The sequence below is a fragment of the Rossellomorea sp. NPDC077527 genome, assembly GCF_044542955.1.
Lineage (GTDB): Bacteria > Bacillota > Bacilli > Bacillales > Bacillaceae_B > Rossellomorea > Rossellomorea aquimaris_E.
Genome location: NZ_JBITVL010000004.1, coordinates 86,603 through 108,507, shown reverse-complemented (window position 1 = coordinate 108,507; position 21,905 = coordinate 86,603). Strand labels below are relative to the sequence as shown.

Annotated in this window: 29 protein-coding genes; 8 read left to right on the top strand and 21 right to left on the bottom strand. The window is 39.1% G+C overall.

The window, feature by feature from the left end; genetic code table 11:
* Position 1: 1 nt before the first annotated feature.
* From ACIGG7_RS14900 to ACIGG7_RS14875, 6 genes are all read right to left on the bottom strand, one after another.
* Positions 2-826 carry a M55 family metallopeptidase gene (locus ACIGG7_RS14900; RefSeq protein WP_397550142.1) on the bottom strand — a complete coding sequence of 275 codons (825 nt, stop codon included), beginning with the start codon at positions 824-826 and terminating at the stop codon, positions 2-4.
* A 506-nt stretch (positions 827-1,332) separates the two neighbouring features.
* Positions 1,333-1,512, bottom strand: a complete 180-nt coding sequence (locus tag ACIGG7_RS14895; protein ID WP_034759492.1) for a hypothetical protein — start codon at positions 1,510-1,512, stop codon at positions 1,333-1,335.
* Positions 1,513-1,683: 171 nt separating this feature from the next.
* The gene (locus ACIGG7_RS14890) at positions 1,684-1,869 is read right to left on the bottom strand and encodes a hypothetical protein (protein WP_224940826.1); all 186 of its coding nucleotides are present in this window, start codon (positions 1,867-1,869) and stop codon (positions 1,684-1,686) included.
* A 105-nt stretch (positions 1,870-1,974) separates the two neighbouring features.
* Positions 1,975-2,532, bottom strand: coding sequence for a histidine phosphatase family protein (locus ACIGG7_RS14885; RefSeq protein ID WP_397550141.1), 558 nt, complete (start codon positions 2,530-2,532; stop codon positions 1,975-1,977).
* Positions 2,533-2,976: 444 nt separating this feature from the next.
* Positions 2,977-4,152, bottom strand: a complete 1,176-nt coding sequence (locus ACIGG7_RS14880; RefSeq protein ID WP_397550140.1) for a TraB/GumN family protein — start codon at positions 4,150-4,152, stop codon at positions 2,977-2,979.
* A gap of 466 nt (positions 4,153-4,618) precedes the next feature.
* Positions 4,619-5,203 carry a vWA domain-containing protein gene (locus tag ACIGG7_RS14875; RefSeq protein ID WP_397550139.1) on the bottom strand — a complete coding sequence of 195 codons (585 nt, stop codon included), beginning with the start codon at positions 5,201-5,203 and terminating at the stop codon, positions 4,619-4,621.
* Positions 5,204-5,298: 95 nt separating this feature from the next.
* Between ACIGG7_RS14875 and ACIGG7_RS14870 the strand changes: the two genes are divergently transcribed.
* Positions 5,299-5,778 (top strand): hypothetical protein, encoded by a 480-nt coding sequence (locus ACIGG7_RS14870; protein WP_224940830.1) that lies wholly within the window; start codon positions 5,299-5,301, stop codon positions 5,776-5,778.
* Between the two features lie 35 nt (positions 5,779-5,813).
* Here the strand turns inward: ACIGG7_RS14870 and ACIGG7_RS14865 are convergent, their stop codons facing one another.
* The 4 genes from ACIGG7_RS14865 to ACIGG7_RS14850 form a co-directional block, all read right to left on the bottom strand.
* A complete protein-coding gene (locus ACIGG7_RS14865) occupies positions 5,814-6,503 on the bottom strand; it encodes a hypothetical protein (protein WP_224940831.1) in 690 nt (229 codons plus the stop codon).
* A gap of 178 nt (positions 6,504-6,681) precedes the next feature.
* Positions 6,682-7,755, bottom strand: a complete 1,074-nt coding sequence (locus ACIGG7_RS14860) for an NAD(P)H-dependent flavin oxidoreductase (protein ID WP_397550138.1) — start codon at positions 7,753-7,755, stop codon at positions 6,682-6,684.
* 135 nt (positions 7,756-7,890) lie between these two features.
* Positions 7,891-8,565, bottom strand: coding sequence for a serine/threonine protein kinase (locus ACIGG7_RS14855; RefSeq protein WP_397550137.1), 675 nt, complete (start codon positions 8,563-8,565; stop codon positions 7,891-7,893).
* Between the two features lie 190 nt (positions 8,566-8,755).
* A complete protein-coding gene (locus tag ACIGG7_RS14850) occupies positions 8,756-9,031 on the bottom strand; it encodes a helix-turn-helix domain-containing protein (RefSeq protein ID WP_224940834.1) in 276 nt (91 codons plus the stop codon).
* A 799-nt stretch (positions 9,032-9,830) separates the two neighbouring features.
* Here ACIGG7_RS14850 and ACIGG7_RS14845 point away from each other — a divergent pair.
* Positions 9,831-10,454: a class I SAM-dependent methyltransferase gene (locus ACIGG7_RS14845; RefSeq protein WP_397550136.1), complete on the top strand. Its 624-nt coding sequence runs from the start codon at positions 9,831-9,833 to the stop codon at positions 10,452-10,454.
* A gap of 41 nt (positions 10,455-10,495) precedes the next feature.
* Here the strand turns inward: ACIGG7_RS14845 and ACIGG7_RS14840 are convergent, their stop codons facing one another.
* Together ACIGG7_RS14840 and ACIGG7_RS14835 are read right to left on the bottom strand one after the other, a co-directional pair.
* Complete coding sequence (locus ACIGG7_RS14840) at positions 10,496-11,158, bottom strand: HAD family hydrolase (RefSeq protein ID WP_397550135.1); 663 nt, start codon at positions 11,156-11,158, stop codon at positions 10,496-10,498.
* Between the two features lie 27 nt (positions 11,159-11,185).
* A complete protein-coding gene (locus ACIGG7_RS14835; RefSeq protein WP_397550134.1) occupies positions 11,186-11,926 on the bottom strand; it encodes a class I SAM-dependent methyltransferase in 741 nt (246 codons plus the stop codon).
* A gap of 147 nt (positions 11,927-12,073) precedes the next feature.
* Between ACIGG7_RS14835 and ACIGG7_RS14830 the strand changes: the two genes are divergently transcribed.
* Positions 12,074-12,472, top strand: coding sequence for an S-Ena type endospore appendage (locus ACIGG7_RS14830; RefSeq protein WP_397550133.1), 399 nt, complete (start codon positions 12,074-12,076; stop codon positions 12,470-12,472).
* 84 nt (positions 12,473-12,556) lie between these two features.
* On the opposite strand, the gene ACIGG7_RS14825 is transcribed toward ACIGG7_RS14830, so the two are convergent.
* Complete coding sequence (locus tag ACIGG7_RS14825) at positions 12,557-13,108, bottom strand: NUDIX hydrolase (RefSeq protein WP_397550132.1); 552 nt, start codon at positions 13,106-13,108, stop codon at positions 12,557-12,559.
* A 100-nt stretch (positions 13,109-13,208) separates the two neighbouring features.
* Here ACIGG7_RS14825 and ACIGG7_RS14820 point away from each other — a divergent pair, with 100 nt between their 5' ends.
* Together ACIGG7_RS14820 and ACIGG7_RS14815 are read left to right on the top strand one after the other, a co-directional pair.
* The gene (locus ACIGG7_RS14820; RefSeq protein ID WP_397550131.1) at positions 13,209-13,391 is read left to right on the top strand and encodes a DUF1272 domain-containing protein; all 183 of its coding nucleotides are present in this window, start codon (positions 13,209-13,211) and stop codon (positions 13,389-13,391) included.
* Between the two features lie 11 nt (positions 13,392-13,402).
* Positions 13,403-13,927: a cysteine hydrolase family protein gene (locus ACIGG7_RS14815; protein ID WP_397550130.1), complete on the top strand. Its 525-nt coding sequence runs from the start codon at positions 13,403-13,405 to the stop codon at positions 13,925-13,927.
* Between the two features lie 45 nt (positions 13,928-13,972).
* On the opposite strand, the gene ACIGG7_RS14810 is transcribed toward ACIGG7_RS14815, so the two are convergent.
* Positions 13,973-14,158, bottom strand: a complete 186-nt coding sequence (locus tag ACIGG7_RS14810; RefSeq protein WP_224940841.1) for a hypothetical protein — start codon at positions 14,156-14,158, stop codon at positions 13,973-13,975.
* 39 nt (positions 14,159-14,197) lie between these two features.
* Positions 14,198-14,647, bottom strand: coding sequence for an NUDIX domain-containing protein (locus tag ACIGG7_RS14805; protein ID WP_397550129.1), 450 nt, complete (start codon positions 14,645-14,647; stop codon positions 14,198-14,200).
* A 216-nt stretch (positions 14,648-14,863) separates the two neighbouring features.
* Here ACIGG7_RS14805 and ACIGG7_RS14800 point away from each other — a divergent pair, with 216 nt between their 5' ends.
* Both ACIGG7_RS14800 and ACIGG7_RS14795 read left to right on the top strand, forming a co-directional pair.
* Entirely contained in the window at positions 14,864-15,913 is a 1,050-nt protein-coding gene (locus tag ACIGG7_RS14800; RefSeq protein WP_397550128.1) for a serine hydrolase domain-containing protein, read from the top strand.
* 509 nt (positions 15,914-16,422) lie between these two features.
* Positions 16,423-16,920 carry a sigma-70 family RNA polymerase sigma factor gene (locus ACIGG7_RS14795; RefSeq protein WP_397550127.1) on the top strand — a complete coding sequence of 166 codons (498 nt, stop codon included), beginning with the start codon at positions 16,423-16,425 and terminating at the stop codon, positions 16,918-16,920.
* Positions 16,921-16,974: 54 nt separating this feature from the next.
* Here the strand turns inward: ACIGG7_RS14795 and ACIGG7_RS14790 are convergent, their stop codons facing one another.
* From ACIGG7_RS14790 to ACIGG7_RS14775, 4 genes are all read right to left on the bottom strand, one after another.
* Positions 16,975-17,436, bottom strand: a complete 462-nt coding sequence (locus ACIGG7_RS14790) for a GNAT family N-acetyltransferase (RefSeq protein ID WP_397550126.1) — start codon at positions 17,434-17,436, stop codon at positions 16,975-16,977.
* 96 nt (positions 17,437-17,532) lie between these two features.
* The gene (locus tag ACIGG7_RS14785) at positions 17,533-18,276 is read right to left on the bottom strand and encodes an ABC transporter permease (RefSeq protein WP_397550125.1); all 744 of its coding nucleotides are present in this window, start codon (positions 18,274-18,276) and stop codon (positions 17,533-17,535) included.
* A 15-nt stretch (positions 18,277-18,291) separates the two neighbouring features.
* The gene (locus ACIGG7_RS14780) at positions 18,292-19,203 is read right to left on the bottom strand and encodes an ABC transporter ATP-binding protein (RefSeq protein ID WP_224940846.1); all 912 of its coding nucleotides are present in this window, start codon (positions 19,201-19,203) and stop codon (positions 18,292-18,294) included.
* 228 nt (positions 19,204-19,431) lie between these two features.
* Positions 19,432-20,079 (bottom strand): pentapeptide repeat-containing protein, encoded by a 648-nt coding sequence (locus tag ACIGG7_RS14775; protein WP_397550124.1) that lies wholly within the window; start codon positions 20,077-20,079, stop codon positions 19,432-19,434.
* 204 nt (positions 20,080-20,283) lie between these two features.
* On the opposite strand from ACIGG7_RS14775, the gene ACIGG7_RS14770 reads away from it, so the two are divergent.
* Positions 20,284-20,796, top strand: coding sequence for a GNAT family N-acetyltransferase (locus ACIGG7_RS14770; protein ID WP_397550123.1), 513 nt, complete (start codon positions 20,284-20,286; stop codon positions 20,794-20,796).
* A gap of 92 nt (positions 20,797-20,888) precedes the next feature.
* Here the strand turns inward: ACIGG7_RS14770 and ACIGG7_RS14765 are convergent, their stop codons facing one another.
* Both ACIGG7_RS14765 and ACIGG7_RS14760 read right to left on the bottom strand, forming a co-directional pair.
* Entirely contained in the window at positions 20,889-21,398 is a 510-nt protein-coding gene (locus ACIGG7_RS14765; RefSeq protein WP_397550122.1) for an NUDIX hydrolase, read from the bottom strand.
* Positions 21,391-21,864 carry a hypothetical protein gene (locus ACIGG7_RS14760; protein ID WP_397550121.1) on the bottom strand — a complete coding sequence of 158 codons (474 nt, stop codon included), beginning with the start codon at positions 21,862-21,864 and terminating at the stop codon, positions 21,391-21,393. Before ACIGG7_RS14760 ends, ACIGG7_RS14765 begins: the two co-directional genes overlap by 8 nt.
* Positions 21,865-21,905 lie beyond the last annotated feature (41 nt).

The following is a 21,905-nucleotide window of genomic DNA, read 5'->3' as shown; positions in this document are numbered from 1 at the left end:
CCTAACAGAATGTTGTTCTCATCGCCAATTCAGTCATGACAAGCATGGCCCTATAGGCTTCAAGGATATCCTTTGCTTTAAATTTCACTTTCGTTGTCCCTTCTTCATGAATCGTCCCCGGCATGAGACTTGCCCACTCCGCCTGTCCGTAATTTGCGAACTCAATGCAGAGCAGTGGGTGTTCAGGAGGTATGAGAGGCTCTACGTTTTGCATATTATGTATGGCTTCTTCTGTTTTCTGTTTTAATAACAGAGCTGACCTTTCTGGTGTAAGGCTCTTCGCAACAGAACGGGAAATAGTTTCCTTCACGACAGCTGTCGTTACATTGGGTATCAATGCTTCTGCCTCCAGCGCAGCCTGGTCATCCCCGGCAACCAATAACACGGGAACACCATAATGGCCTGCAACATAAGCATTAAATCCCAGTTCACCCACCGCTACATCATTGATATACATGTTTCGAACCCCGAAGATCATGGAATGGGACATCACCCCCTTCATGGAAGCCCTGGCATGATAGCCCACAAAAAAAGCCCCATTAAACGTCTCATCCAGTCCCTGAACCATGGAATATGGTTTTACCCCACCAGATATGAGCTTCGTTTCAGGGTGCAGCTTCTCAATTAACAGATTATTCATTTGTGAATGACTATCATTCACTACCACTTCTTTACATCCCAAGTCAAAGGCTGAAGTCACAACAGCATTCGCTTCATCTGTCATAATGATTCTTCCGCGTTCATAATTATGCTTGTTTGATGACACATGTGTATGATCTACAAGACCTGTGATACCTTCCATATCTACGGACAAATATACGTTCATCTATCGTACCCTCCTTTCTTAGGTAATATTTATTAAATTTTCTTAATATTATAATTATTAATTCGGCACTTTACAACATTTTTTTGAATAAAAAGGAATATATTCCTATTTACATAAAATAAGGAAAAAGAACTATATTCAAATTCATCTAAGAGGCTATTTCATTGTTTTTGAATTTTTAATGGTTCATTTGGAATACCCATATTGATCAAAATGAAAAATGCGGTGGATTTCATAATCGAAATCACACCGCATTTTTTTGTTTGTGCACATAGCATTGTTTTGAATTAGAGTATTGGATGGAGGACAAATGACTTATCGATTTTGGGACGATTTATTCCAATGGGCTTAGTTGTTGTTTAGATGGGATTATTTTTAGCAAATTGTTATTTACAGTTTCGCTGATAACACATATTTACACTCATTTCATATCACCAAACTCACAAGATAAACGAAAAAGACCTGGAGGGATCGTCCCTTCAGGTCTTTTTATCGGTCAATGTATGTTAGCTTATTTTATTCATCAGTTTTTCAGAGTGCTGAGAGCCCATCTCTGCCACTAAATCAAGCAATTCTGCTTTCGTTGTCTCATCTAGGCCTTTATAAATAAGGAAAGCTTGTGTTGCATCAGAAGTAATCAACTTTCTGTATAACTTTGAGATTCTTTTACTCCTGTGGGTGTCCATTAGATCCTCCTCTATAAATCCTTTCTGTTATTATAATAAATATAGGCTTGTTTTTTCAATATATTCTTCAAAAATTAATTATGTAACAAAAATAAATCAATCCGATTACGCATTTAAATAGGTCAACCTTGGAGGAGAAAATAATTTTCTTAGACCTTTACACGTATGTGATTATTTAAATGATAAATCAGGTGATAACTTTCCGAATTCGAGTGCTTCAAGAATGATTTCCTCAGAAAATCCCGTATACTGAGAAAGCATTTGAATCGTAATCTTACTGGAATGACGGGAAGCCTGGTTTCTTGCCATATAGGTTTGATACAAAACAATGGAGTATCTGTCATGTATATTGAGCAACGATTCTCACAGCTCCTATTATTCTCTCCTCACAAGGTCGCGGGTAAAGGTTAATTACTATTTACCCAAAGCTCCTTTTTGAAAACGTGTCTGGAAAGTCACAATTTAAAGTTTTTCCTTTGTCCTCCTATTAATTTTCGTGAAATCGTATAATTTAAATTCGCCATTATTAGATGAGTGCTTCAAAATATTCTTGTCTTGTGGAATGCCTTTAAAAAATGCCCCGATTGCACCTGTTGTACATCTGTGTCCAGATATTAGAATCTGTTTATTTTCTCCTCCGTGATGCGATTGAAGCTCTCTCATGAAGTGTAGAATCCTTTGCATATACTGTTCAGGATCCTCCACATCATTATAATAAGAAGAATCAGGCAGTGGTCCAGCCATTTTTACCTCACCTTTTAATAATCCATCCGCCTCTCCTAAGTCATAAACGTCCAATCTAGAATCAATCAAGCACGACATGCCAGTTGCAATTTCAGCCGTTTGGATCGCTCTTTCCTGAGGGGAAGAGAATACGTAATCGAAAGTAATGTGGGACAGTTGTTGCTTTAAATCTTCAGCCTGTTTCATTCCTGCCTCATTCAGCGGAAGTCCTCTCCTGCCCTGCAGTCTTCCCTGCTTATTTATATCCGTTTGGACGTGTCGAATGACATAGAGCATATATCTATTCCTTTCGTTAAAAGAATTTTCTATTTGGTCATAGCATGATGGTTTGCGAATATTTAATATTAAGTTAGCTTGCTAATGTACACAAAGAGTTGAAAACTCCTACTATGGTCAGACTAAAAACATGATATCGAATTACTTAACCTTATTTCTGTTCTTTCTCTTCTGAATCTCTACGTGGATGACTAGATACAAGACACCCAAAAAGCCCATTATTCCAAAAACGCCTGCGATAATTCCCTGCGCAGAAGAAGACAAAACTCTGAAGCCCGTCATGGTACTCACTCCTACTAAAAGAAGAAGTAGCCAATGGGCATATCTTTTGATGAAATCCGCGATTATGATCCCCTCCAATACGTCTTATTATATTCATTTTAACATAATATTCCAAATCGTCATCAAAAAAAGCTATCCTCAATTGGATAGCTTATTCCGTTTCTATAAATTTTCTAGAAATAGCCTTACAACGTCTGCTCCGCCAATGACCGTACCCAATGTACTCCCTAAATTGGCCAGTACAACAATGAGGAGGATGCGTGTAACTTTATTTCTCCAGAATCCTTTAACGCTTAAAACATCTTCTGGAAGAGAATCAAAATCGCCTACATTAGGTCTACGGAAATAGGCTTGAACGAAACCTGCAAACCAACCAGCTGCAAGCAAGGGATTCAATGAAGTGATAGGTGCTGCTACGAATGCTGTTAAAATGGCTAATGGATGCCCCAGCCCAATGGCTACACCAAGGGCCGAGAACCCGCCGTTCCACAAAATCCAGCTGATCCCCTGCTGTATACCTGCATCCGGGTTCGAAATGAACGTATAGGCAATGACTGCCAGGATCATGATTGGAATGGCCCAACCGATGATTTTTGGCCAATTCGATTTAGCCGGCCGTTCATTGAGCTTGTTTAAATTATGTTCGTTGTGGATTTCTTTCGTAATACCAGGAACATGTGCAGCACCAAGTACTGCCACAATCTTCTTACCAGGTGCATCTTTGATTTTTTGAGCCAAGTATTGATCCCGTTCATCGATGAGTGGTGTCTTCAGTTTTGGAAACACTTGGGTGAATTCATTCAGCATGGAATCTAGCATATCCTGCGATTTGATTTTTTCAAGTTCTTCCTCTGTAATCGTATCATTACTGAAGATACTGTATACGATTTGGGTAAGGAGCTTAGCCTTCCCACTGAAACCGACACTGCTCCATATACGGGAAAAGGTGACCTGGATGTTACGGTCAGCAAGGACGAGTTCCGCATTTATTTCTTTTGCAGATTCGATCCCCTGTATCATTTCTTGTCCCGGTTTGATGCCGAATTGCTTAGCCATCCGGCGTTGGAACGAGCCTATGGCTAAATTCATAAGCAATAATGTTGCTTTCTTGTCTTTAATTACTTGAAAAATGTCGGTCTCTCTCCATTTATCTCCTTCGACAATCGATTGATACCTTGGTTCGTCGAGCTCTACACAAACCGTGTCCGGTCGTTCAGCTTCTATCACTTCTTTTACCTGCTCAGCACTTTGGCGTGACACATGAGCCGTTCCAATCAGGATAAATTCCTTCCCATCCATATGTAATCTCGTAATATTCTTTTCATTTTCTGTTGTCATAAGTACCTTCCTTTAGTTCCATTGACATTGACGATAATTGAATCTACCTCATTATGATAAACTAGTTTTGGCAAAATTTAAATAAATTCTATTCAGAATCATGAAAGATCTTGATTTTATTGCTAAGCAAATTTGTGTGTACTCGGATTAGGTGGGGATTTGGGATGTGTTGATTCCATTTGTCTGATGTAACGGCGATATCACTGATTTAACGGCGAAATTCTAAATATAACGGCGATATCACTGATTTAACGGCGAAATTCTAAATATAACGGCGATATTACTGATTTAACGGCGAATCTCTAAATATAACGGCGATATTACTGTTTAACGGCGAATTTCTAAATATAACGGCGATATCACTGATTTAACGGCGATATCAGATTTTCATCGGCAAATTTACAAAAACACATATCCATCATAAAAAAAATCCCATCTAATAGATGAGATCCCAAATTCAATATTACTATTTATTTCTCATATCAAACACAGCTTCACTCATCACGTCGAACATCTCATCAACCCCTTTAGGAGAGGCTTCATATTGATACGCATTCCCGCTGTCTATTCCGATATTCATTGCTTCTCCGACAGCATTGATATTTGCTCCCAGAAAAATGAATTCCCAATTGTATCGTTCCTGCTGTTGTTGGATAAGGTCCTTCACCTTGTTAGCCGAGAACTCTACGCTCGAATTATCCATACCATCGGTTGTGATAACGAAGATGACTTTACCTGGCCGTTCCGCTTCCACCATATTTGATAATCGTTGTCCTACTGCAAGAATGGTCTTTCCAACAGCATCCATTAGAGCAGTGCTCCCCCTTACAAAATACTCCTCTTGTGTAAGCCTTATCTTTTCAGCCTCCATTCCAGTCCACAACTGTTCAACTTTGTCATCAAAAAGCACGGTAGTAATGAGGGTTTGACCAGTTAGTAAGTTCTGCTTTTCAATAAAAGAGTTATAACCTCCAATCGTTTCATGCTCAAGTCCCCCCATTGATCCGCTTCTGTCTAATAAGAAAATGATTTCAGTTAATGTTGTATTCAATTTTCTTCATCCTCTCTTTATGGTTTCTGATATAATCATAACCATGTATAGGAAGAAATGGGTCGCTTTGCAAGCGACATTTTTGGGGTGAACGGATGCTTAATGAACATATTTTACAAGAACTTTATGATTATGTAGAGACAAATAGAGATATTCTGATCGATGAAGCATCTAAAGAAGAATCGTTTATAAGTGATGCTCTCTATTCCAGTGAGCTGGAAGAATTTATTGAGATGCACCAATCAACGTCTTTTTCAGAGCGGTTATTCCAGCTTATCGATGGCAAGGGTCAGACAGATGCTACCATCTACAAAAAAGCACGAGTCGACCGAAAACACTTTTCCAAAATTCGAAGTATTCCTGATTACAAGCCTAGTAAACGGACGGTCGTTGCCCTGTGTCTTTCTCTTGAGCTGTCTGAAGAAGAAACAGGGGATATGTTGCATGCCGCCGGCTTCTCCCTTTCAGACAGTGACCGATTCGACCTCGCGATTCAGTTTTGTTTAGAGAAGAAAATCTATGATATCGATGATGTGAATCAAGCACTATATTCTCTTAAATTAAAACCATTATAAAAAAGTAGAGTGCTAGAAACGGCACTCTACTTCCACTAATATTTCTTTTCGATTTTCTCTTGTAAGGTTTCAATTTTTTCCGGAAGTACATAAAGGTATTCAATCAGGCCTTCCAATAATTCTATGAGCAGACCGGCAGTTTCATCGTCTATCTCCCGTTCTAGTTCGAGCATTTCATAAAATGCGGAGTTGGGATGAACCAGATGGCTGAGTGCCTGGATAGGTTTCGACAGGTCTACATTCTTAGGAAGCTGATCGAACTGCTCGGACAAAGTTTGGCCGGCCGATTTATCCCCGTTGAAATTTTTCAGGACACTCTCTAATACACGTTTCGACATCACGGCCGTCGCAGAGTTATCCTTAGACTGGCTTACATTCAATGCAGAACGGAATGACCGGACCAGATCCTGTGGGATTCGTTTATTCCCATGAATCTGATCCAGTGGCCCATTTGTAGCTAATGGGTCGTAAATATAAAGAGCTGCTTCCTCTCTGGGATGAATCGAATCGTCATTCAGCATAATGACGAAAACAGCCGGTTTTTTACACTCCGAGCAGTTGGCTTCTGCGAACAATCCTGTCTTATTCACTTGATAAAAATTGGCTTTCAACACAAATTCACTGTTCTTAGAGCAGGTGGGACATTGACTCTTCACTTTCTTAGGAACTTTTTGATATCCGTACTGTATATGCGACAATACGGATCCCGGTAAAATTTCTCTCATGTGAACCTCCTAAAAATGCACTTGGACAAAAGTATTTTTATTATTTCGAAAATTCGCTCTAAAAGCGCTTTCTTCATATCAAAATTATACCTCTGATAGAAAGTATTACAAGGTATAATAATTGGAAAACAAGAATTTTGTGAGTGAGACTAGTGATAAATTTTGCTGGTAAATTCTTTTATCTGGTCAGCTTTTGTATTCCTTCATCCACTTCTTTCATTATGGAATCAATCAGTTCATTTACGTGAACATCTTTACTGAGCCGTGGAGTTTGACCTGACCATAAAGACATTAGCTCTTTATTATTCCGATTAGCGGCTTCCTTTCTGATTTCTTTTGTCAAATCGTTTTGAATAGGATACGGCAATAATTGATTCTCATATTCTTTCATCGCCCTTGTGAAATTGTTGGAAATGCCCCGTGCAGGTTTTCCGCTGAAAGCGGAAGTGATGGTTGTGCTTGTCTCATCTGCATGAAAAATGGCATTTTTGTGTATGTTTTTTGCCCCGCTTTCTTTTACGGTAAGAAACGCAGTGCCCATTTGGACCCCTTTTGCACCAAGGGCAAGAGCGGCAATCATTCCCCTTCCATCCATAATCCCTCCTGCTGCAATCACCGGGAGTTCTACAGCATCCACCACTTGTGGAATTAGTGAGAAAGTTCCGATCATTGATTCTTCGTAAGCACCGACAAATGAACCTCGATGGCCACCTGCTTCACTTCCCTGTGCGACGATCAAATCCACGCCACATTCTTGGTTGAGTAATGCTTCTTCCACTGTCGTCGCAGTTCCGATTACTTTGATCCCTTCTTTTTTGAACTCTTTCATTATTTCTTTGGATGGAGCACCGAATGTAAAACTGCAGACTGGCACGCTCTCCTCAATGACAGATTCTATTTGTTTTTCAAAATCTCTTTGTTTTTGTAAGTATTTACCTTCAGTCACTAGATCCATCTCTTGTTTGAAAGGTTCTAGCACCTTTTGCATCCGGTCCACTTGTTCATTTGTATATCCGGGTATCTCGGGAATGAAAAGATTCACTCCAAATGGATGGTCTGTTTGTTTTTTTACCTGTTTGATGGTTTCTTGAAGTTCATCAACCGACATGTATCCCGCTCCTAGCGTTCCCAGACCACTTGAGTTAGAAACTGAAGCAACCAGTTGAGGAGTTGTAATCCCACCTGCCATTCCAGCTTGGATGATGGGATATTTTATGCTTAAACTTTCCGTAACAGCGTTTTGATACCACATATTTTCCCCTCCAGTTTTTCTGATCTTAAACAAATTATGTCAAATGAAAGCTCGTTGTACAAATGATTCATGTTCAACGAACTCTTCTTAATTAAAAAACGTCCAAGGCTATGATTGCCCTGAACGTTTTCCATTTTATTTAAATGAAGTGAATTTTGATACTCTTTTCATGAATTCCTCATAAGAACCAAAATGTTTATTCCATGAGTTATACCATTTTCGAATCGTTTCCAATAACCAGAATGGGACGGCTCGGCCTTCAATTAGGTAATAATGATCTTCATAGGCTTTTTTAAGGTGCTCCCATCTGTAATCATTACCAGGCAGAACGTATTCCGATACATCGATGATTTTCGCTCTCCCGTTTTGCAATAAGATGTTTTTCAAATGGATATCACGTGGGTTCATTCCTAGTTCACGAATATATTCTCTAGCTTTCTCAACGTCTTGAATCACTTGCTGAGGAATTGGAATTCCCTGCAGTAAACAGTCATAGAGTGTCGGTCCTTCTTCAAAACTTAATACTAGTAGTCTTTCGTAAGCTGCATAGCATGTGGAAAAATAAGGAGTGTTCCCTATGTTATGATAGACGTTTTCTTCGATGTTTATTTTGGACCTCTTTTCTTCAGCATACAATTTGAAAGCAAAGTCTGGTGCATAAATGGATTGAAAGACTGCAGCATCTGTTCCTACACCGACGCACCGTAATGTATCATCACCACCGTGAATCGTGACAGGTTCATTATTGGAATTTGAAGAAACGGTCATTTGAGATAAAGATGGCAGTGCCACTTCCCATTTATTATCCATAAGTTCTCCCTTCAGATCGAACTCTTTAAAAGGTATGACTGATTTTCGTACCTTATTCAGGATAATATAGCATCTGGCCATTTCTAATATCAACTGAAATCCTTCTATTCTTCTTAGTAATTTTAAGCAATTGTGACTGTTACACTTCTTTAAGGTATCCCTTTATCTATTCAAAGAGCTGACTATCGTGTCATTCATCTAAAAGCCTGGTCAGTCGTTTAATATTTACCCCTAATGCTTCAATTATAACTCTGCAAGTGACATCACTTACCTTTTCTTTTCCTCTTTCAAGTCTCTTGATGGTTTGGGTGCACACATTTGCTTTTTGAGCTAACTCTTCTTGGGTCAGTTGAGATTTCACGCGCAGCAGATTTACAATTTCACCCATTTGAAGTTCGTCAATTGAAGAATCCTTTTTAGATAAACAAGTATTAATGGAGTTACATAATCTCTTCATGTCATTCATAGGTAGCGCCCTCCAACATTTGGTAAAATGGTATTTACTAAATATAAAGAAATTTCTCCATATTATCAAGGGAATTTGAAATACTTTTTCTATTTATAGAATAGAGGTTTTATTGTAAATAATCATGGTCTGTTTGTAGGAAGGGATATATGACCATAGAATGAAGTTTAGTATACAAATGAGAACTTACGTGCTTAACTTCATATCATTGGAAAGTTGTATCAGAAAAACAAAAAAGCATCTGATTAAGATGCTTTTTGAGACACTTTATATGTGATTATAAGGCGAGAAACAAATCCCATCTTAGTGAATAATAGACCGTGCCGATGCTTACAAATACAACGATCAGACCAATAATGTTTTCTAAAAATTTTTCAGGTAATTTAATGAATTTAAGTACTGTATAGATAAGTGTGGTCAACGATATGGTAACTAATGATACTATCGCTATATTGATGGCAACGGTTTTGACTGGTTCTGTAAATAACTTACTGAATTCTAACAAAATAGACCCTCCTGATTTAATTCAACTCCAGCTGTTATGCTGAATATGTAGTATCAAGAAGACTATTATACTAGAAATAATTAATATTTAATAGTGGCTTAAACTTTTAATTAAGTCTTTTAAGTGAATGACCAGGCTAAGCTCTATTTACAAAAATGCATCAATAAAAATCCATTAAGTGTTTACTTGTTTATTATATATAAAGATATAATAGAAAATAAGAATCTTAATTCTAGTCAAAGAATCCATGTATATACTTTTATTGTAATTTACTCTTCAGGAGGTGTCGGATATTTGAAGAAACGGATCATGGAATTGATTGATCAACAGTATAAATCACCCAAAGGACTGCTTGGGGTTTATTTTGGTGAAAAGATGGTCCTGCAACATAAAATTGAAACCATGTGGACATTGGAATTGCTCGATTTGAAGGAGCAGGGTCATGTTTTGGAACTAGGATGTGGTGCAGGATATGCAGTGAAAAAAGCCCTTTCGGATTCACCAGTTCAAAAAGTGGTGGGATTGGATTTATCGAATACGGCCCTTATTTCTGCACGCTATCGGAATAAATCCAGTGTAAAAAAAGGCTGTGCTGATTTTGTACAGGCGAATGTAATGAATTTGCCTTTTGATGACCACACATACTCTAAAGTATTCAGCATTCAATCTATCTATTTCTGGGATTCCTTGAGCGATACGGTTTCCGAGATTTATCGTGTATTAAAAGAGAAGGGTTCTATCATCATAACCTTAAGCGATGGACAAGACGGAAAGCCATGGAAAGGTGTTCAGAACATGCTGACAGAAGAGCTTATTCCCATTATGGAGGGCTGTGGTTTTAAAAACATCGAAATGAAAAAAGGACCTCGGTCCCGCGGGTATCATACTGTTATGGTGATGGGAGATAAACTAATGTAAAGAAGCTTCCTTTTCACAGGAGGCTTCTTCCTTTTTTAGAATTAGACTGTTCTAATCGTCCGAGGTAAATCAGCTAAATCTTCAATCACAAAATCTGCATGGTTTGTATCCGTCCAATGAGGATCACTTTTCCAAACACCTTTCATACCTACCTGCTGGGCACCATACACATCATACTCTGGGTGATCTCCGATAAAGATGCATTCCTCAGGTTTCACGTGCAGTCGTGTCAACGCACGCTTAAAGATTTCAGGATCAGGCTTTTTCAAGCCTTCCCATTCAGAAATAAGGATTTCATGAAAGTAATGTTCAATTCCAAGTGCTTGAATGTTGTCCATCTGAAACCTGCCAAACCCGTTTGTGATCATACCCAATTGGATACCTGCTGCTTTTAACTCATCCAACATGGAATGTAAATGAGGGAATGGAATGCAGCTGAATTTAAATTGACTGATATAATCATCCAGCAGCTCTTCCCAGGTTAATTCGGGGATCGCAAACTCCTCTATCATCTGCTTATAAACCCTGTCTTTCCACACGTACCCTCTTTGATCCAACTCTATGAACCTGGAAACGTATATATCTATTGGGATATGTTGAAGCCAGTGGTGCATTCGCTCATATTGATTTCTGATGAATGCCAGCACAGAAGCATCCCTGTTTAACAGTGTGCCATCCAGGTCGAATATCGCCGCTTTGATCATAGATTAACTCCCCCTTCTTGTTGAAAATTACTCTTTCCTGGCTTTTACAATTAAAGTAGTGGGTACATGACTCGCTTTATCAAAGCTATACCACCTGTTGGAATGCTTCTCAACATCTTCTTCTGATAAACGAACCTCTTCAATGACCTGTTCAATCATAAAGCCATTATTGATGAGTGTATTGAGATAGGTGCTAACCTTGAATTGCTGCATGATGGCAGGCTGACTCCACGCCTCATGAGCATAGGCTCCTTCTTGATGATAAGATTGGTTAAGAATGAGGGAGTCACCTGCTTGTTGTACCCGGTTATAAAATGGGTGCTCCCAGCTGAATACGAATATACCTCCTGCTTTGAGGTATGAATGGATGTTGGCCAGCGTTTGGTCAAGGTCTGTCGTCCAACCAAGTGCATAAATGGAATAGACGATGTCAAAGTAATCCCTCGGAATTCCTGGATTCTCTTCCATAGGTGCTTCAAACAATCTGGCTTCATCTTTTATAAGTAATTGTCCCGCAGCCTGAAGTTGGCTGTGGGACAGATCCAAACCCCAAAGCTCACTGGCATGATTGTTTTTCATATATTGCAGTGAATGCCCGCTTCCACAGCCGATGTCCAGAACCTTCTTCCCGCCTATGTTACCAAGTAATTGTAATTCATCTTCGGTTGGGGCAAGCGGCCCATACTCTGGCAGTGGATTTCTCCCGTAAAATCGAGGTGACGCCTCGTCCCAGCTGTGTTTATTAATCGAAATGGTTTTACTATCCATGATAACTCAGATTCCCCTTTATTTTTTAATCAATTAATCAATATGACGTAAATGATAAAAAGACGTTTGCCAAATCTTTTATTTAGGTGCGTGTACAAGCACAAAAAATCCTTGTACATACATTGAAGTATACTGGAGGTGATATGTATGAACTGTTACGACAAACCATTAGGCTGGAAGGCAGACAAGTGTCCTTCAAGGCCAAAAGTAGAATGCAAAACCGTCCAATTTGAAAACTGTGCACCATTTTCCGGTTCAGGAAATCAATCGGTAAATACCATCTTTGACATTGAATCCAATAATATTCCAGTTATTGCAGCCGGTACAGTTGAAAACTTTAGCACACAGGCGATAAATGTACGATTTGAAAGAAGTGTAAGTAATCAACCGATTGTTCTTTTGGTCCAACCTCAAAGTTCTTTAACATTTGTTTATGATAATTTGACCAGAATTGCCACTACAGGAACCGCTCCGGAAAAAGAGTACGATGGATCTCTCAAAATCCAAGTGAATTATTCATTTGAGGCAAAGTGCAGGAAATCATAAAGCGGGTTTAACCCGCTTTTTCTTTTCCGCATATCATAGAGCCTAGAATTCATTCAAACATTCACCATAAATAATCCACAACTCTCAAACACATTTATCCTTTGATGGTCCACACGATCTCCTTGTTTCCATCTTCCCTTTTAGTTTCTCATGCATAAATTGTGCAAGTGAAAGTATCTCCCCATACACACTGTTCCATTTTAAATAGTATTCTGTCACATGATCAGGATCGATCCAGCATCTTTCTAACGATTCGTATTCTCCTTCAAATGAAAATTCTTCTTCAACATTCATTTGATAAAAAAGTTGATACCCTACTTTAGGATACGGACTTTCTTCATTCCAATGAGGATTATCGTGATGATCAACGATTACATATCCAAGAAGGTGCAGGGGACCCGAAACATATGCCTCCTCCATCACTTCTCTCTTCAAGCATTCTTCAGGGGACTCCCCTTCTTCCAGATGTCCTCCAGGAAAATCCCATCCCCTTTTATGGAGTTTCACTAAAAGCAGTTTTTTATTTTTGAAACAGAAACCATGAACACTGGTGATCCGTGACGTGTCTGGAAGGGTGAAGTCCTCCCTCCACGTCAATTTCACTTTCGATTTCCCCCACAATACGTATGTAGACATGAATATTTGCCTCCCTGATATAAAAGAGTATTCTATATCTTCACTATTTTATCGTATTTTAGAATATAATGGAAAGAGATTAACAGAAAGGAAGATACCTATGGGATTAGAAATGAAGATCAACTGCGAAACATGTGAGAGGGCATTAAATGATCTAGCCTATATTTGCGTCCACGAATGTACTTTTTGTGAAGAGTGTACCGCTCAATATGATTCTATCTGTCCTAATTGTAGTGGTGAGTTAGTAAGAAGACCCAAACCACCTTCCGGCATCGAACACTAAGGGGTGAAATAATGAAGAAAGCATTGCTTATCATTGATGTGCAGAACGGAATGTTCACGATGAACCCTTCTGTTTATAATGGAGAATCACTTTTAAATCAGATTAAACATGCCACCTCGTATGCTAGAAAAAACGACATGCCTATTATATATATTCAGCATAACGGACCCAAGAATAGTCCTTTGGAAAAAGACTCAGCAGGTTGGAACATTCATAAAGAAATTTCTCCAGAAAAAGGAGATATCATCGTACATAAAGATACACCTGATAGCTTTTATGAAACGACCTTGCACCAAAAACTAATCGAGTTGGATATTGATCACCTGATCATAACGGGGATACAGACTGAAGCCTGTGTGGACACTACATGTCGAAGGGGATTTAGTCTAAAGTATAAGGTAACATTATTATCAGATGCGCACTCGACATTTGATAAAACAGATATTTCAGCCAAACTAATAATTTCCCATCATAATGAAGTATTGCGTTGGTTTGGGGATACGGTCAGCACAGAGGATTGGACCAGCGGGTATTGATGACTAATCGCTAAGAGAGGAATCTCTTAGCGATTAAGTATGTAGTCAGACTATATTGTTTTTTCCTTTATTCGAATGCCTGTGATGAAGTAGTCCTGTCAATATCGTCAACAATGTTACTATCAATGCACTTACAAATGAATGGAGACCGTAGTCTTCTTCCATTCCATCTAAGATACTGGAGTAAACACCTGCCATTAATCCGGTTATGATAAGGGTGTGCACTCTCACCTGTCGTCGTTCTCCTTTCTATTTCTCGTTGCTACATTACTAGTTGATATCCCCAAGATATACCTTGGAGCTTCCACCTATATGTGACGATATTTCTTTAGGATATAACCTATACTGTTTCAGTACATGTATATCAATCCACTCCACACCGACTTGATGACTATCGGGATTAGAAGGTGTTAGATGATCGCTCCACTCAGATAGTATCCTACAAGCAAAATAGAACTCCACCTGATGGAGGTCAGAATCGAAAGAAGCATGTTCATGATTCTTGCCGATATACTCCCTCACATGTAGCAATGCCCCTACTTCCACTTCACATCCGATCTCCTCGACGCATTCTCTTTTTAATGCTTTGGGAAGGGTCTCTCCATGTTCCTGGCCTCCACCGGGAAAAAGATAGAAAAAACCTTCCACATCCTTATTTTTTGTCAGAAGTATTTTATTGTCTCTTATAATGATGGCTTTAGCAGAATTTCGAATTGGCATTGGTTAGTTTCCCTTCTATTTATTTGATTGATTCATAAGTATTAAACATGGGTAATTGATAGATTCTTAGAAATTCACCTTTTGTGACTCAGCGAATCATGCCCTAAGAGGGTTTCAACACTAATACACATACATGAATACCATTAAAAGGTATTCCACTTCCTGGTGACAATAAAAATGATTCCTGTAAACCCACCACTTGAAAGGATGATTTGTTTGATCGATCTCACTTTGTTTCACGAAAAAGTTAAATTTCTTCGCGAGGCCCACCAGTTACCAGGCATTTCGGTATGCCTGACTGATTCTTCAGGACAGGACTTTGTTTCAGCTGCAGGGGTTCGGGAATATGATCAAGATATTATGTTGTGTCCATTCGATCATCAACGTGTTGGAAGCATCACAAAATTGGTAACCAGTACGCTGATTCTCAAACTCCAGGAAGAAGGTCGATTATCATTAGATCAATCCGTAGAATCCATCCTTCCCGGTATACTTGAAAATGGCAGCTGGATATCGCTCCGACAATTGCTTCAGCACAGAAGTGGGTTGAAGGATTATATATGGATGGATGTAGCTGGCACAAAATGTATCGAGCATGCGGTTACAAGCCTGCAGGATCATTTTCCCCCTCAAAGTCTTGTCAGACTTGTTGCCAACCATGACTTGGAAGTTGAACCCGGTACAGAATTCTTCTACTCAAATACCGGGTATATCATTCTGGGAATGATTGTGGAAAAATGCACAGGAAAAAGGGTTAAAGATGTAATTGATCAATGGATCATTCAACCACTTCAACTGAAAAGGACATTCTTACCCAGTACCAGTAATCTAGTCTCTCCCTATGGGACTGGCCATTCAATAGCAACTCCGGACTTGACTGACCTTTCAGGAGATCTAACGAAAATCACTGAACTTAATGTCTCGATGTTATGGACTGCCGGTGCTCTCATTTCCAATCCGTCAGAAATCCAATCGTTTATGAAGGCTGTTATATCAGGTGGTCTATTGTCTGATGGGTCAATGCATCAAATGCTGGAGTTTCAAGAAACCAATGATCCGAACATACTTTCCGGTTTGGGCATTAATAAGTATTGGTTTGATAACGGTCTGCAAGCATATGGTCATCACGGTGGGATACACGGATATGAATCTGTAACCCTCTATTATCCGGAACAAGACATCTTTATGACAGTTATCGTAAATCAAATGCCTGTAGGAGTGGTTACCCTCGCACATCAGCTGTTTACCGAAGTATGTAATATCTAGGGGGAAAACGCTCAGTATAGGGCGTTTTTCTCTTTATGAGAAAAATTGGATAAACCGATTCCATAGTTCCTCCATCAAGCAGATTATTCTATAAAAAATAGAGAATAGAGTTTACATAATAGTATTATGATTCTCATGAAAAATGTCTGCTCATCTCACGTCTTTCCCTTTTGAACAAACCGTTACTTTCTACCCCAAATTGGTTAAGCGTGACAACATCACTTAAGAATATTGTAAACTATTGTAAGTTGATTTCACAAGGAGTCTTGTCTCCCTATTAATAATATTGGAAAGTCATTTATGTGTTCAGGGATGGTGTTTTTAATCCTATTTACATTTAGGTGAAATCTCTACTAATTCTAATAGAAACCGACCACATTACACTTCGCTTCAAACCCTTTCTCAAGGATGAACAAGCAGTATCCTCTTTTGTTCGACACGCTTCTTCTTTGTAAGGTAAAGATACCTGGGAATACAATGAAAGGCGCGCCGATCAGAAGGAATTAAATTTGGAGAAGTTTGAGGAAATTCATGCTAAATATGAGCGGATGATTCATAAAATCATTCATTCTCTACACATCTATAAAAATAAAGATCATTATTATCAGACCGGGCTTATTGCACTTTGGGAGGCACATCAAAACTTCGATCCCGATAAAGGTGCTTTCCCTGCTTATGCCTATTCGTTTGTGAAGGGCAGAATACTCACTCAACTATCAAAAGAAAATAAACATGAAGAAAGAAGTGTGTATAAAGAGTCAGAATTCTTTGACATGATTGAAGATGAGCATATAAACGAAGGGTTGGCAGAAGAATTATTGTTCAGTTACTGTAAGGATTTAACGAAAAATCAAAGGAAATGGGTTATGTACACCTGTCTGCATATGCTGACGGTCAGTGAAATCTCCGAGGTGGAGAGCGTATCCATCTCCGCTGTGAAAAAATGGAGGAAGGGAGCGAAAGATAAGATCAAGGGATTAGTAGATATTCAGGAACAAGAAGAATAGCAATCTTTAAATATAAAGGGCCAAGAGGAATGTAGTTGGCCCTTTGTATATTCTTCAGTTAGGATGGATTTCTTTTACTACGGCCATTTCCCTGCCGAATCGTTCACCGTGATCGACGAATCCAAGACTTGCATATAAGCGATGGGCTCCCTTGTTATCGGGATGGTACCCCACTACGATTCTGTCTACATCAAAGCTTTCTTTCATTTCCAAGATCATTAACTCTGTTGCAGCTTTTCCGATTCCTTTTCCCTGAAAACCTTTATCCACCATGATTCTATAAACCCAATAAGCATCCAGTTCTTCTGGTGTAGAGTTAAACATTAAGAATCCTGCCACTTTATTTTCAAAATAAATGGCGTATGGCTTTAATGTTGTTTCAAATTTTGATTGAGCAATGGATACAGCATTGCTCTCAATAAATTCAAGTTGATCCGGCGCAACTTCCAGCTGACAGCATTCGTACCAATTTTCTGCGTTTACCTCTACAATTTTCACTTTATTCTTTATCAACATGTTTCCCCTTTCCATCTGTGCGATTCACGATGTCATTTTCAGACAATTCAACCATAACATATATGAAAATAGTAGGAAATCACTTATGATAAGATATTAACTCTTAGATGCACGAAGAAACCTCGGATACGCAGCGATCGCAATCAATCCTCCTGCTATTCCTGCGAAAAGCAGAACAGATATATTGAAAAGAACGTCAAGGATTGAGCCTCTATTTAAGATAATTTCCTTATACCCTTCTATCGCCCAGTACTGAGGCAGTAACTTGCTGATGGTTTGCATAAATTCAGGCATTAGATCCACAGGCAGCCACAAACCACCAAGCATTGCGCCTCCTAGGGCTATGATCTGTGTCATGGCGATGCCCATGTTCTCCGTTTTCACCAATACGGCCAGCGCCATCCCCCATCCCGTCACAATAAAAGCCAAAGAAACAGATAAACCAATCAGGCCGATGGGATCTCCTAACGGAAGGTCATACACAACGACACCAAAACCAAATAAAACAGTAATCTGAATCAAAACGATCACCATGAACGGAATCCACTTTCCGATAAAATAGTTCTTGATCGGTAAGGGCGTACTGGCAATTCTGGCAACCATTCCTTTATCCCTATCTTTCACAAGTCCGATGACCATCGATATCATAATATAGAATGCGAACATAATCGTATATCCTGGTATGATCTGAGTGACCACTTCTTTATAACTGGTATTTTCATCACCGGAAAAGATGGAGACAAAGGCAATAATGAATACGATCGGCAAGATGAACGTCCAAAACCATAAGCCTTTATCCTGTATATTCTTCTTCAATTCCATTTTCGCAATGGCCCACATATGATCTCCTCCTTTCTATGAATCCCGAAGCTGTGTTCCGGTTAAATCGAAGAAAATATCCTCCAATTTTGGCTGATATAATTCAAGTTTCCTAGGTAACACGTTTTGGATACGGAATTCGACAATTAGTTTTTCCAGTGTCGTCAGAGGGTCTTCACTCTGTAACAGATAGCCATTTCCCTTCACTTCAGTCTCACCAAATGGATTTAAACTCATCTCATTGATCCCTTCCCCAGAAATAAACAAAGATGGTTTATTATATTTGTCCAGAAGTTCATCCATCGTTCCGGATTCAATCAAAGCCCCCTTGTCTATCAATGCTATACTGTCACATAACTGCTCCACTTCCTCCATATAGTGACTTGAATAAATGATTGTACTTCCCTTCTCTTTCAACTCATGAATGATTGAAAATATCGAGTTCCTTGATTGTGGATCGATCCCAACAGTCGGTTCATCCATAATGACAATCGATGGTTCATGTAGTAGGGCGCATCCGATATTCAAACGTCGCTTCATACCTCCGGAGAAAGTGACAACTTTGTCTTTCCCCCGCTCGTCTAACCCAATTTGTTTGAGTACCTTCTCAGAACGGTCATGAAGCTCTTTCCCTTTCAATCCATAAAGGCTGCCGAAATAAAATAGGTTATCCTTGGCAGTCAGTGTTTCTTCCAGACAGATATCTTGAGGTATGTATCCAATAAGCCTTTTCACATCCAACTTGGATTTTTTGACAGATTGCCCTTTAACGATGATATCTCCATCAAAACTTTGTAATACCCCGGATAGAATTTTCATAAGAGTTGATTTCCCTGCTCCATTAGGACCTACAATCCCAAAACATGAACCCTCTGAAATGGTTAACTGAATAGTTTCCAGTGCTTGAATAGAATCATACTGCTTACTGACATTCTCAATCTTTATCACAAGATCCCCCCCTTTTTCACAGTGGCTTTCAATCGATTGATCTTCCTAATATATACGGATGAAATTGGTAAAAGTTTCAGGTGCAAACAAAGAAGCTGTTATGTTTAGTCAAATCCTTCCTTCAGGAAACAGATAAGAACCCTGATACCATTAATATGAAGTATCAGGGTCCCTCTATACCGTTTACTTTTTAAAGTTGAAGACTATTAAAGTTTCTTTGTATTTTTTCTATTCCTTTACTTTCAAGCCCAATAAGCTTGCAAATCCTATTGCCTGCTCAGGTGAAACTTCACAACCTGGTAGATTTTCTACTGCTACATTGATTCGTTCAAAACGACACGTACTAATATCAATTCCTCTAAGGTCTGTTTGGGTGAAATCGATATCATTCATATCGCATTGTTCAAAGTGTACTTTCAAAAGGTCGCAATCAGAGTAATTAGCGTTTTGTAAAGTGGTTTGATTGAATTTTACTTGCTTTAATCGAGCGTCAACGAAGTCACTCATGTTTGCCATTGAATCTTCGAAAAGGACATTACCCAAATTTGCACCTGAAAAATCCACGCCCATTAGTTTACATTCTTTAAAGGAAACTCTGTGAATGATTCCGTCGCTAAAGTTTGCATTCGACAAGTCGCAGTTTTCAAAAACGACATCTGTCATATCGATTCGTGGAAAGTTTGCACCAATAAATGAAACATTTTGAAATATCACTCTGGACAAAACGAGCTGGTCCACTTTCTCCCCATCAAGCCTTGCATTTTTTATTGTGCAATTTGATAGAAATGGATCTTCATCATAATAGACATCTTGGAAATGAGCAGACTCTGGTCGAACTGGAATTCTGGGGCTTTCTATTTTAAACTTCACACCCACTATATCAACACCTCTTTATATTCATTTCATATGGAAACTATATCATGATTATATTTGAATGGTAGTCTTGGAATTTGGCAAACTGTATGTCTCATTAGTGGAATTCCTCACAGACTTTTACTTATCATAAGGTGGGAAAGAGTTCACCTAATCAGACTTTCAGGTTAAAATAAGGGGAGAAAAAATCAACGTGAGGTGTTCCACATGAAAGTAGCAGAAACACAGCGTCTTATTTTGAGATGGGTAGAACTAACGGATGCAGCATTCATCGTGACATTGTTAAATGAACCTGGATGGCTGCAATATATAGGCGACAAAGGAATTCAAACGATGGAAGACGCGAGGGATTATATTATCAACGGTCCCCGGGCCATGTACGAACGTGAAGGATTCGGTTTATTTTTAGTAGAGCGTAAAGAAGGTGGAATTCCAATCGGACTGTGTGGATTGATTAAGCGCGCCGGCCTTGAAGATGTGGATATAGGATTTGCCTTCTTAAGTGAGTACCAGTCCCAAGGGTATGCCTTTGAGGCGGCGTGTGCTACGCTCGAGTATGCAAAGGAGTTGGGAATCAAACGCTTGATAGCCATTACGACAAAAGATAATGAACCCTCCTCTACTTTACTTGAGAAACTAAGCATGAGGCTAGAAGGTTATGTGACACTTCCGAATGATTCAGAAGAGCTGAAAAAATACGGATTAAATCTTAGATTTTGATAGAAGATAAAAAACCGAAAGGAGCTTGAATCTTTAGCTCTTTTCGATCTTAATAGTCATCATCATACTGTATTGATCAGACTTAATTCATCCTATTCGTATAATTTCTTCAGTTCTTTCAGAACAAAATTCTCCCGTTTGATCCATTGGTTGTTCTCGAATTTGTCCATTAACTGCTCATTACAGGTAATGGACTCATCCAACGTCACCCAACTTGGCGTCATCTCCAGTTCCGACTCATATTCTTCTAATTGTTGTGGGATAACTTCCCTGTCCAATAGTTCACACCTGTAATAGTGTGAAGTCATCTCGAATATGGTATCGTCATCAAATAAGTCCATATATCTTTGGGTCACTATTCCTATTAGTTCTCTCACGACACAGTGTACGAAGCCTGTTTCTTCACGAACCTCTCTCTGCAGTGCCTCGACGAAGGTCTCTTCTGCTTCGAGCCCCCCGCCGGGAAATTTATAGTCTCCCCTGTTGGAATTCATAAGGAGAATTTGATCATCTTGCATGATCACAGCTTTTACGGCCGTTCGATGTTTCACTTTGGATCCTGATATCTCATTTCTCTGTTTACCTATTAGAGTTTCAAACAAAGCCGTCGCTCCTTTTTCCTCTCACAATGGCCATCCCTACAATTTGATCGGAGAAGACAATCATTTCATCCATTTCTGTAATAGATTCGGGAGCTGAAAGTGATTTTAGTCGAACGTCTTTCATATGGATCGGAGCAGTGACATTTGATGCCACCAATTCAGGCGGAAGTTCATTAAGCTCCTCTTCAAAACGACCAAGTCCATACTCCATAAATGTCTTTCTTTGTTCTTCATTTTCAAATAGGTTGATCTCCCCTTCAATCATGGCTGATTGAGTAAGGACTTGTATCGTGCACTCAGGAGAGGAAATGACTCCATCTGAGTCTTCTCCTTTTTCGATCTGTTGTTTTAAATCGAACAGATGGGTGATCACGGCTTTTTTGTAATCCATCGCATTTTGGATCGTTTCCAACTTCATCAATTTTAGTTCCCCTTTAAAAACAGATTGACTAGTATTATTCGACATTTTTTTCCAAACTCCTTTAAATTCATAACAAGATCAAACTA

What these genes read in the sequence shown, in the direction of transcription:
- ACIGG7_RS14900 (WP_397550142.1), bottom strand. Translation starts at nt 826, where the DNA reads ATGAACGTATATTTGTCCGTAGATATGGAAGGTATCACAGGTCTTGTA.
- ACIGG7_RS14895 (WP_034759492.1), bottom strand. Translation starts at nt 1,512, where the DNA reads ATGGACACCCACAGGAGTAAAAGAATCTCAAAGTTATACAGAAAGTTG.
- ACIGG7_RS14885 (WP_397550141.1), bottom strand. Translation starts at nt 2,532, where the DNA reads ATGCTCTATGTCATTCGACACGTCCAAACGGATATAAATAAGCAGGGA.
- ACIGG7_RS14880 (WP_397550140.1), bottom strand. Translation starts at nt 4,152, where the DNA reads ATGACAACAGAAAATGAAAAGAATATTACGAGATTACATATGGATGGG.
- ACIGG7_RS14870 (WP_224940830.1), top strand. Translation starts at nt 5,299, where the DNA reads ATGCTTAATGAACATATTTTACAAGAACTTTATGATTATGTAGAGACA.
- ACIGG7_RS14865 (WP_224940831.1), bottom strand. Translation starts at nt 6,503, where the DNA reads ATGAGAGAAATTTTACCGGGATCCGTATTGTCGCATATACAGTACGGA.
- ACIGG7_RS14860 (WP_397550138.1), bottom strand. Translation starts at nt 7,755, where the DNA reads ATGTGGTATCAAAACGCTGTTACGGAAAGTTTAAGCATAAAATATCCC.
- ACIGG7_RS14855 (WP_397550137.1), bottom strand. Translation starts at nt 8,565, where the DNA reads ATGGATAATAAATGGGAAGTGGCACTGCCATCTTTATCTCAAATGACC.
- ACIGG7_RS14850 (WP_224940834.1), bottom strand. Translation starts at nt 9,031, where the DNA reads ATGAATGACATGAAGAGATTATGTAACTCCATTAATACTTGTTTATCT.
- ACIGG7_RS14840 (WP_397550135.1), bottom strand. Translation starts at nt 11,158, where the DNA reads ATGATCAAAGCGGCGATATTCGACCTGGATGGCACACTGTTAAACAGG.
- ACIGG7_RS14835 (WP_397550134.1), bottom strand. Translation starts at nt 11,926, where the DNA reads ATGGATAGTAAAACCATTTCGATTAATAAACACAGCTGGGACGAGGCG.
- ACIGG7_RS14830 (WP_397550133.1), top strand. Translation starts at nt 12,074, where the DNA reads ATGAACTGTTACGACAAACCATTAGGCTGGAAGGCAGACAAGTGTCCT.
- ACIGG7_RS14825 (WP_397550132.1), bottom strand. Translation starts at nt 13,108, where the DNA reads ATGTCTACATACGTATTGTGGGGGAAATCGAAAGTGAAATTGACGTGG.
- ACIGG7_RS14820 (WP_397550131.1), top strand. Translation starts at nt 13,209, where the DNA reads ATGGGATTAGAAATGAAGATCAACTGCGAAACATGTGAGAGGGCATTA.
- ACIGG7_RS14815 (WP_397550130.1), top strand. Translation starts at nt 13,403, where the DNA reads ATGAAGAAAGCATTGCTTATCATTGATGTGCAGAACGGAATGTTCACG.
- ACIGG7_RS14805 (WP_397550129.1), bottom strand. Translation starts at nt 14,647, where the DNA reads ATGCCAATTCGAAATTCTGCTAAAGCCATCATTATAAGAGACAATAAA.
- ACIGG7_RS14790 (WP_397550126.1), bottom strand. Translation starts at nt 17,436, where the DNA reads ATGTTGATAAAGAATAAAGTGAAAATTGTAGAGGTAAACGCAGAAAAT.
- ACIGG7_RS14785 (WP_397550125.1), bottom strand. Translation starts at nt 18,276, where the DNA reads ATGTGGGCCATTGCGAAAATGGAATTGAAGAAGAATATACAGGATAAA.
- ACIGG7_RS14770 (WP_397550123.1), top strand. Translation starts at nt 20,284, where the DNA reads ATGAAAGTAGCAGAAACACAGCGTCTTATTTTGAGATGGGTAGAACTA.
- ACIGG7_RS14760 (WP_397550121.1), bottom strand. Translation starts at nt 21,864, where the DNA reads ATGTCGAATAATACTAGTCAATCTGTTTTTAAAGGGGAACTAAAATTG.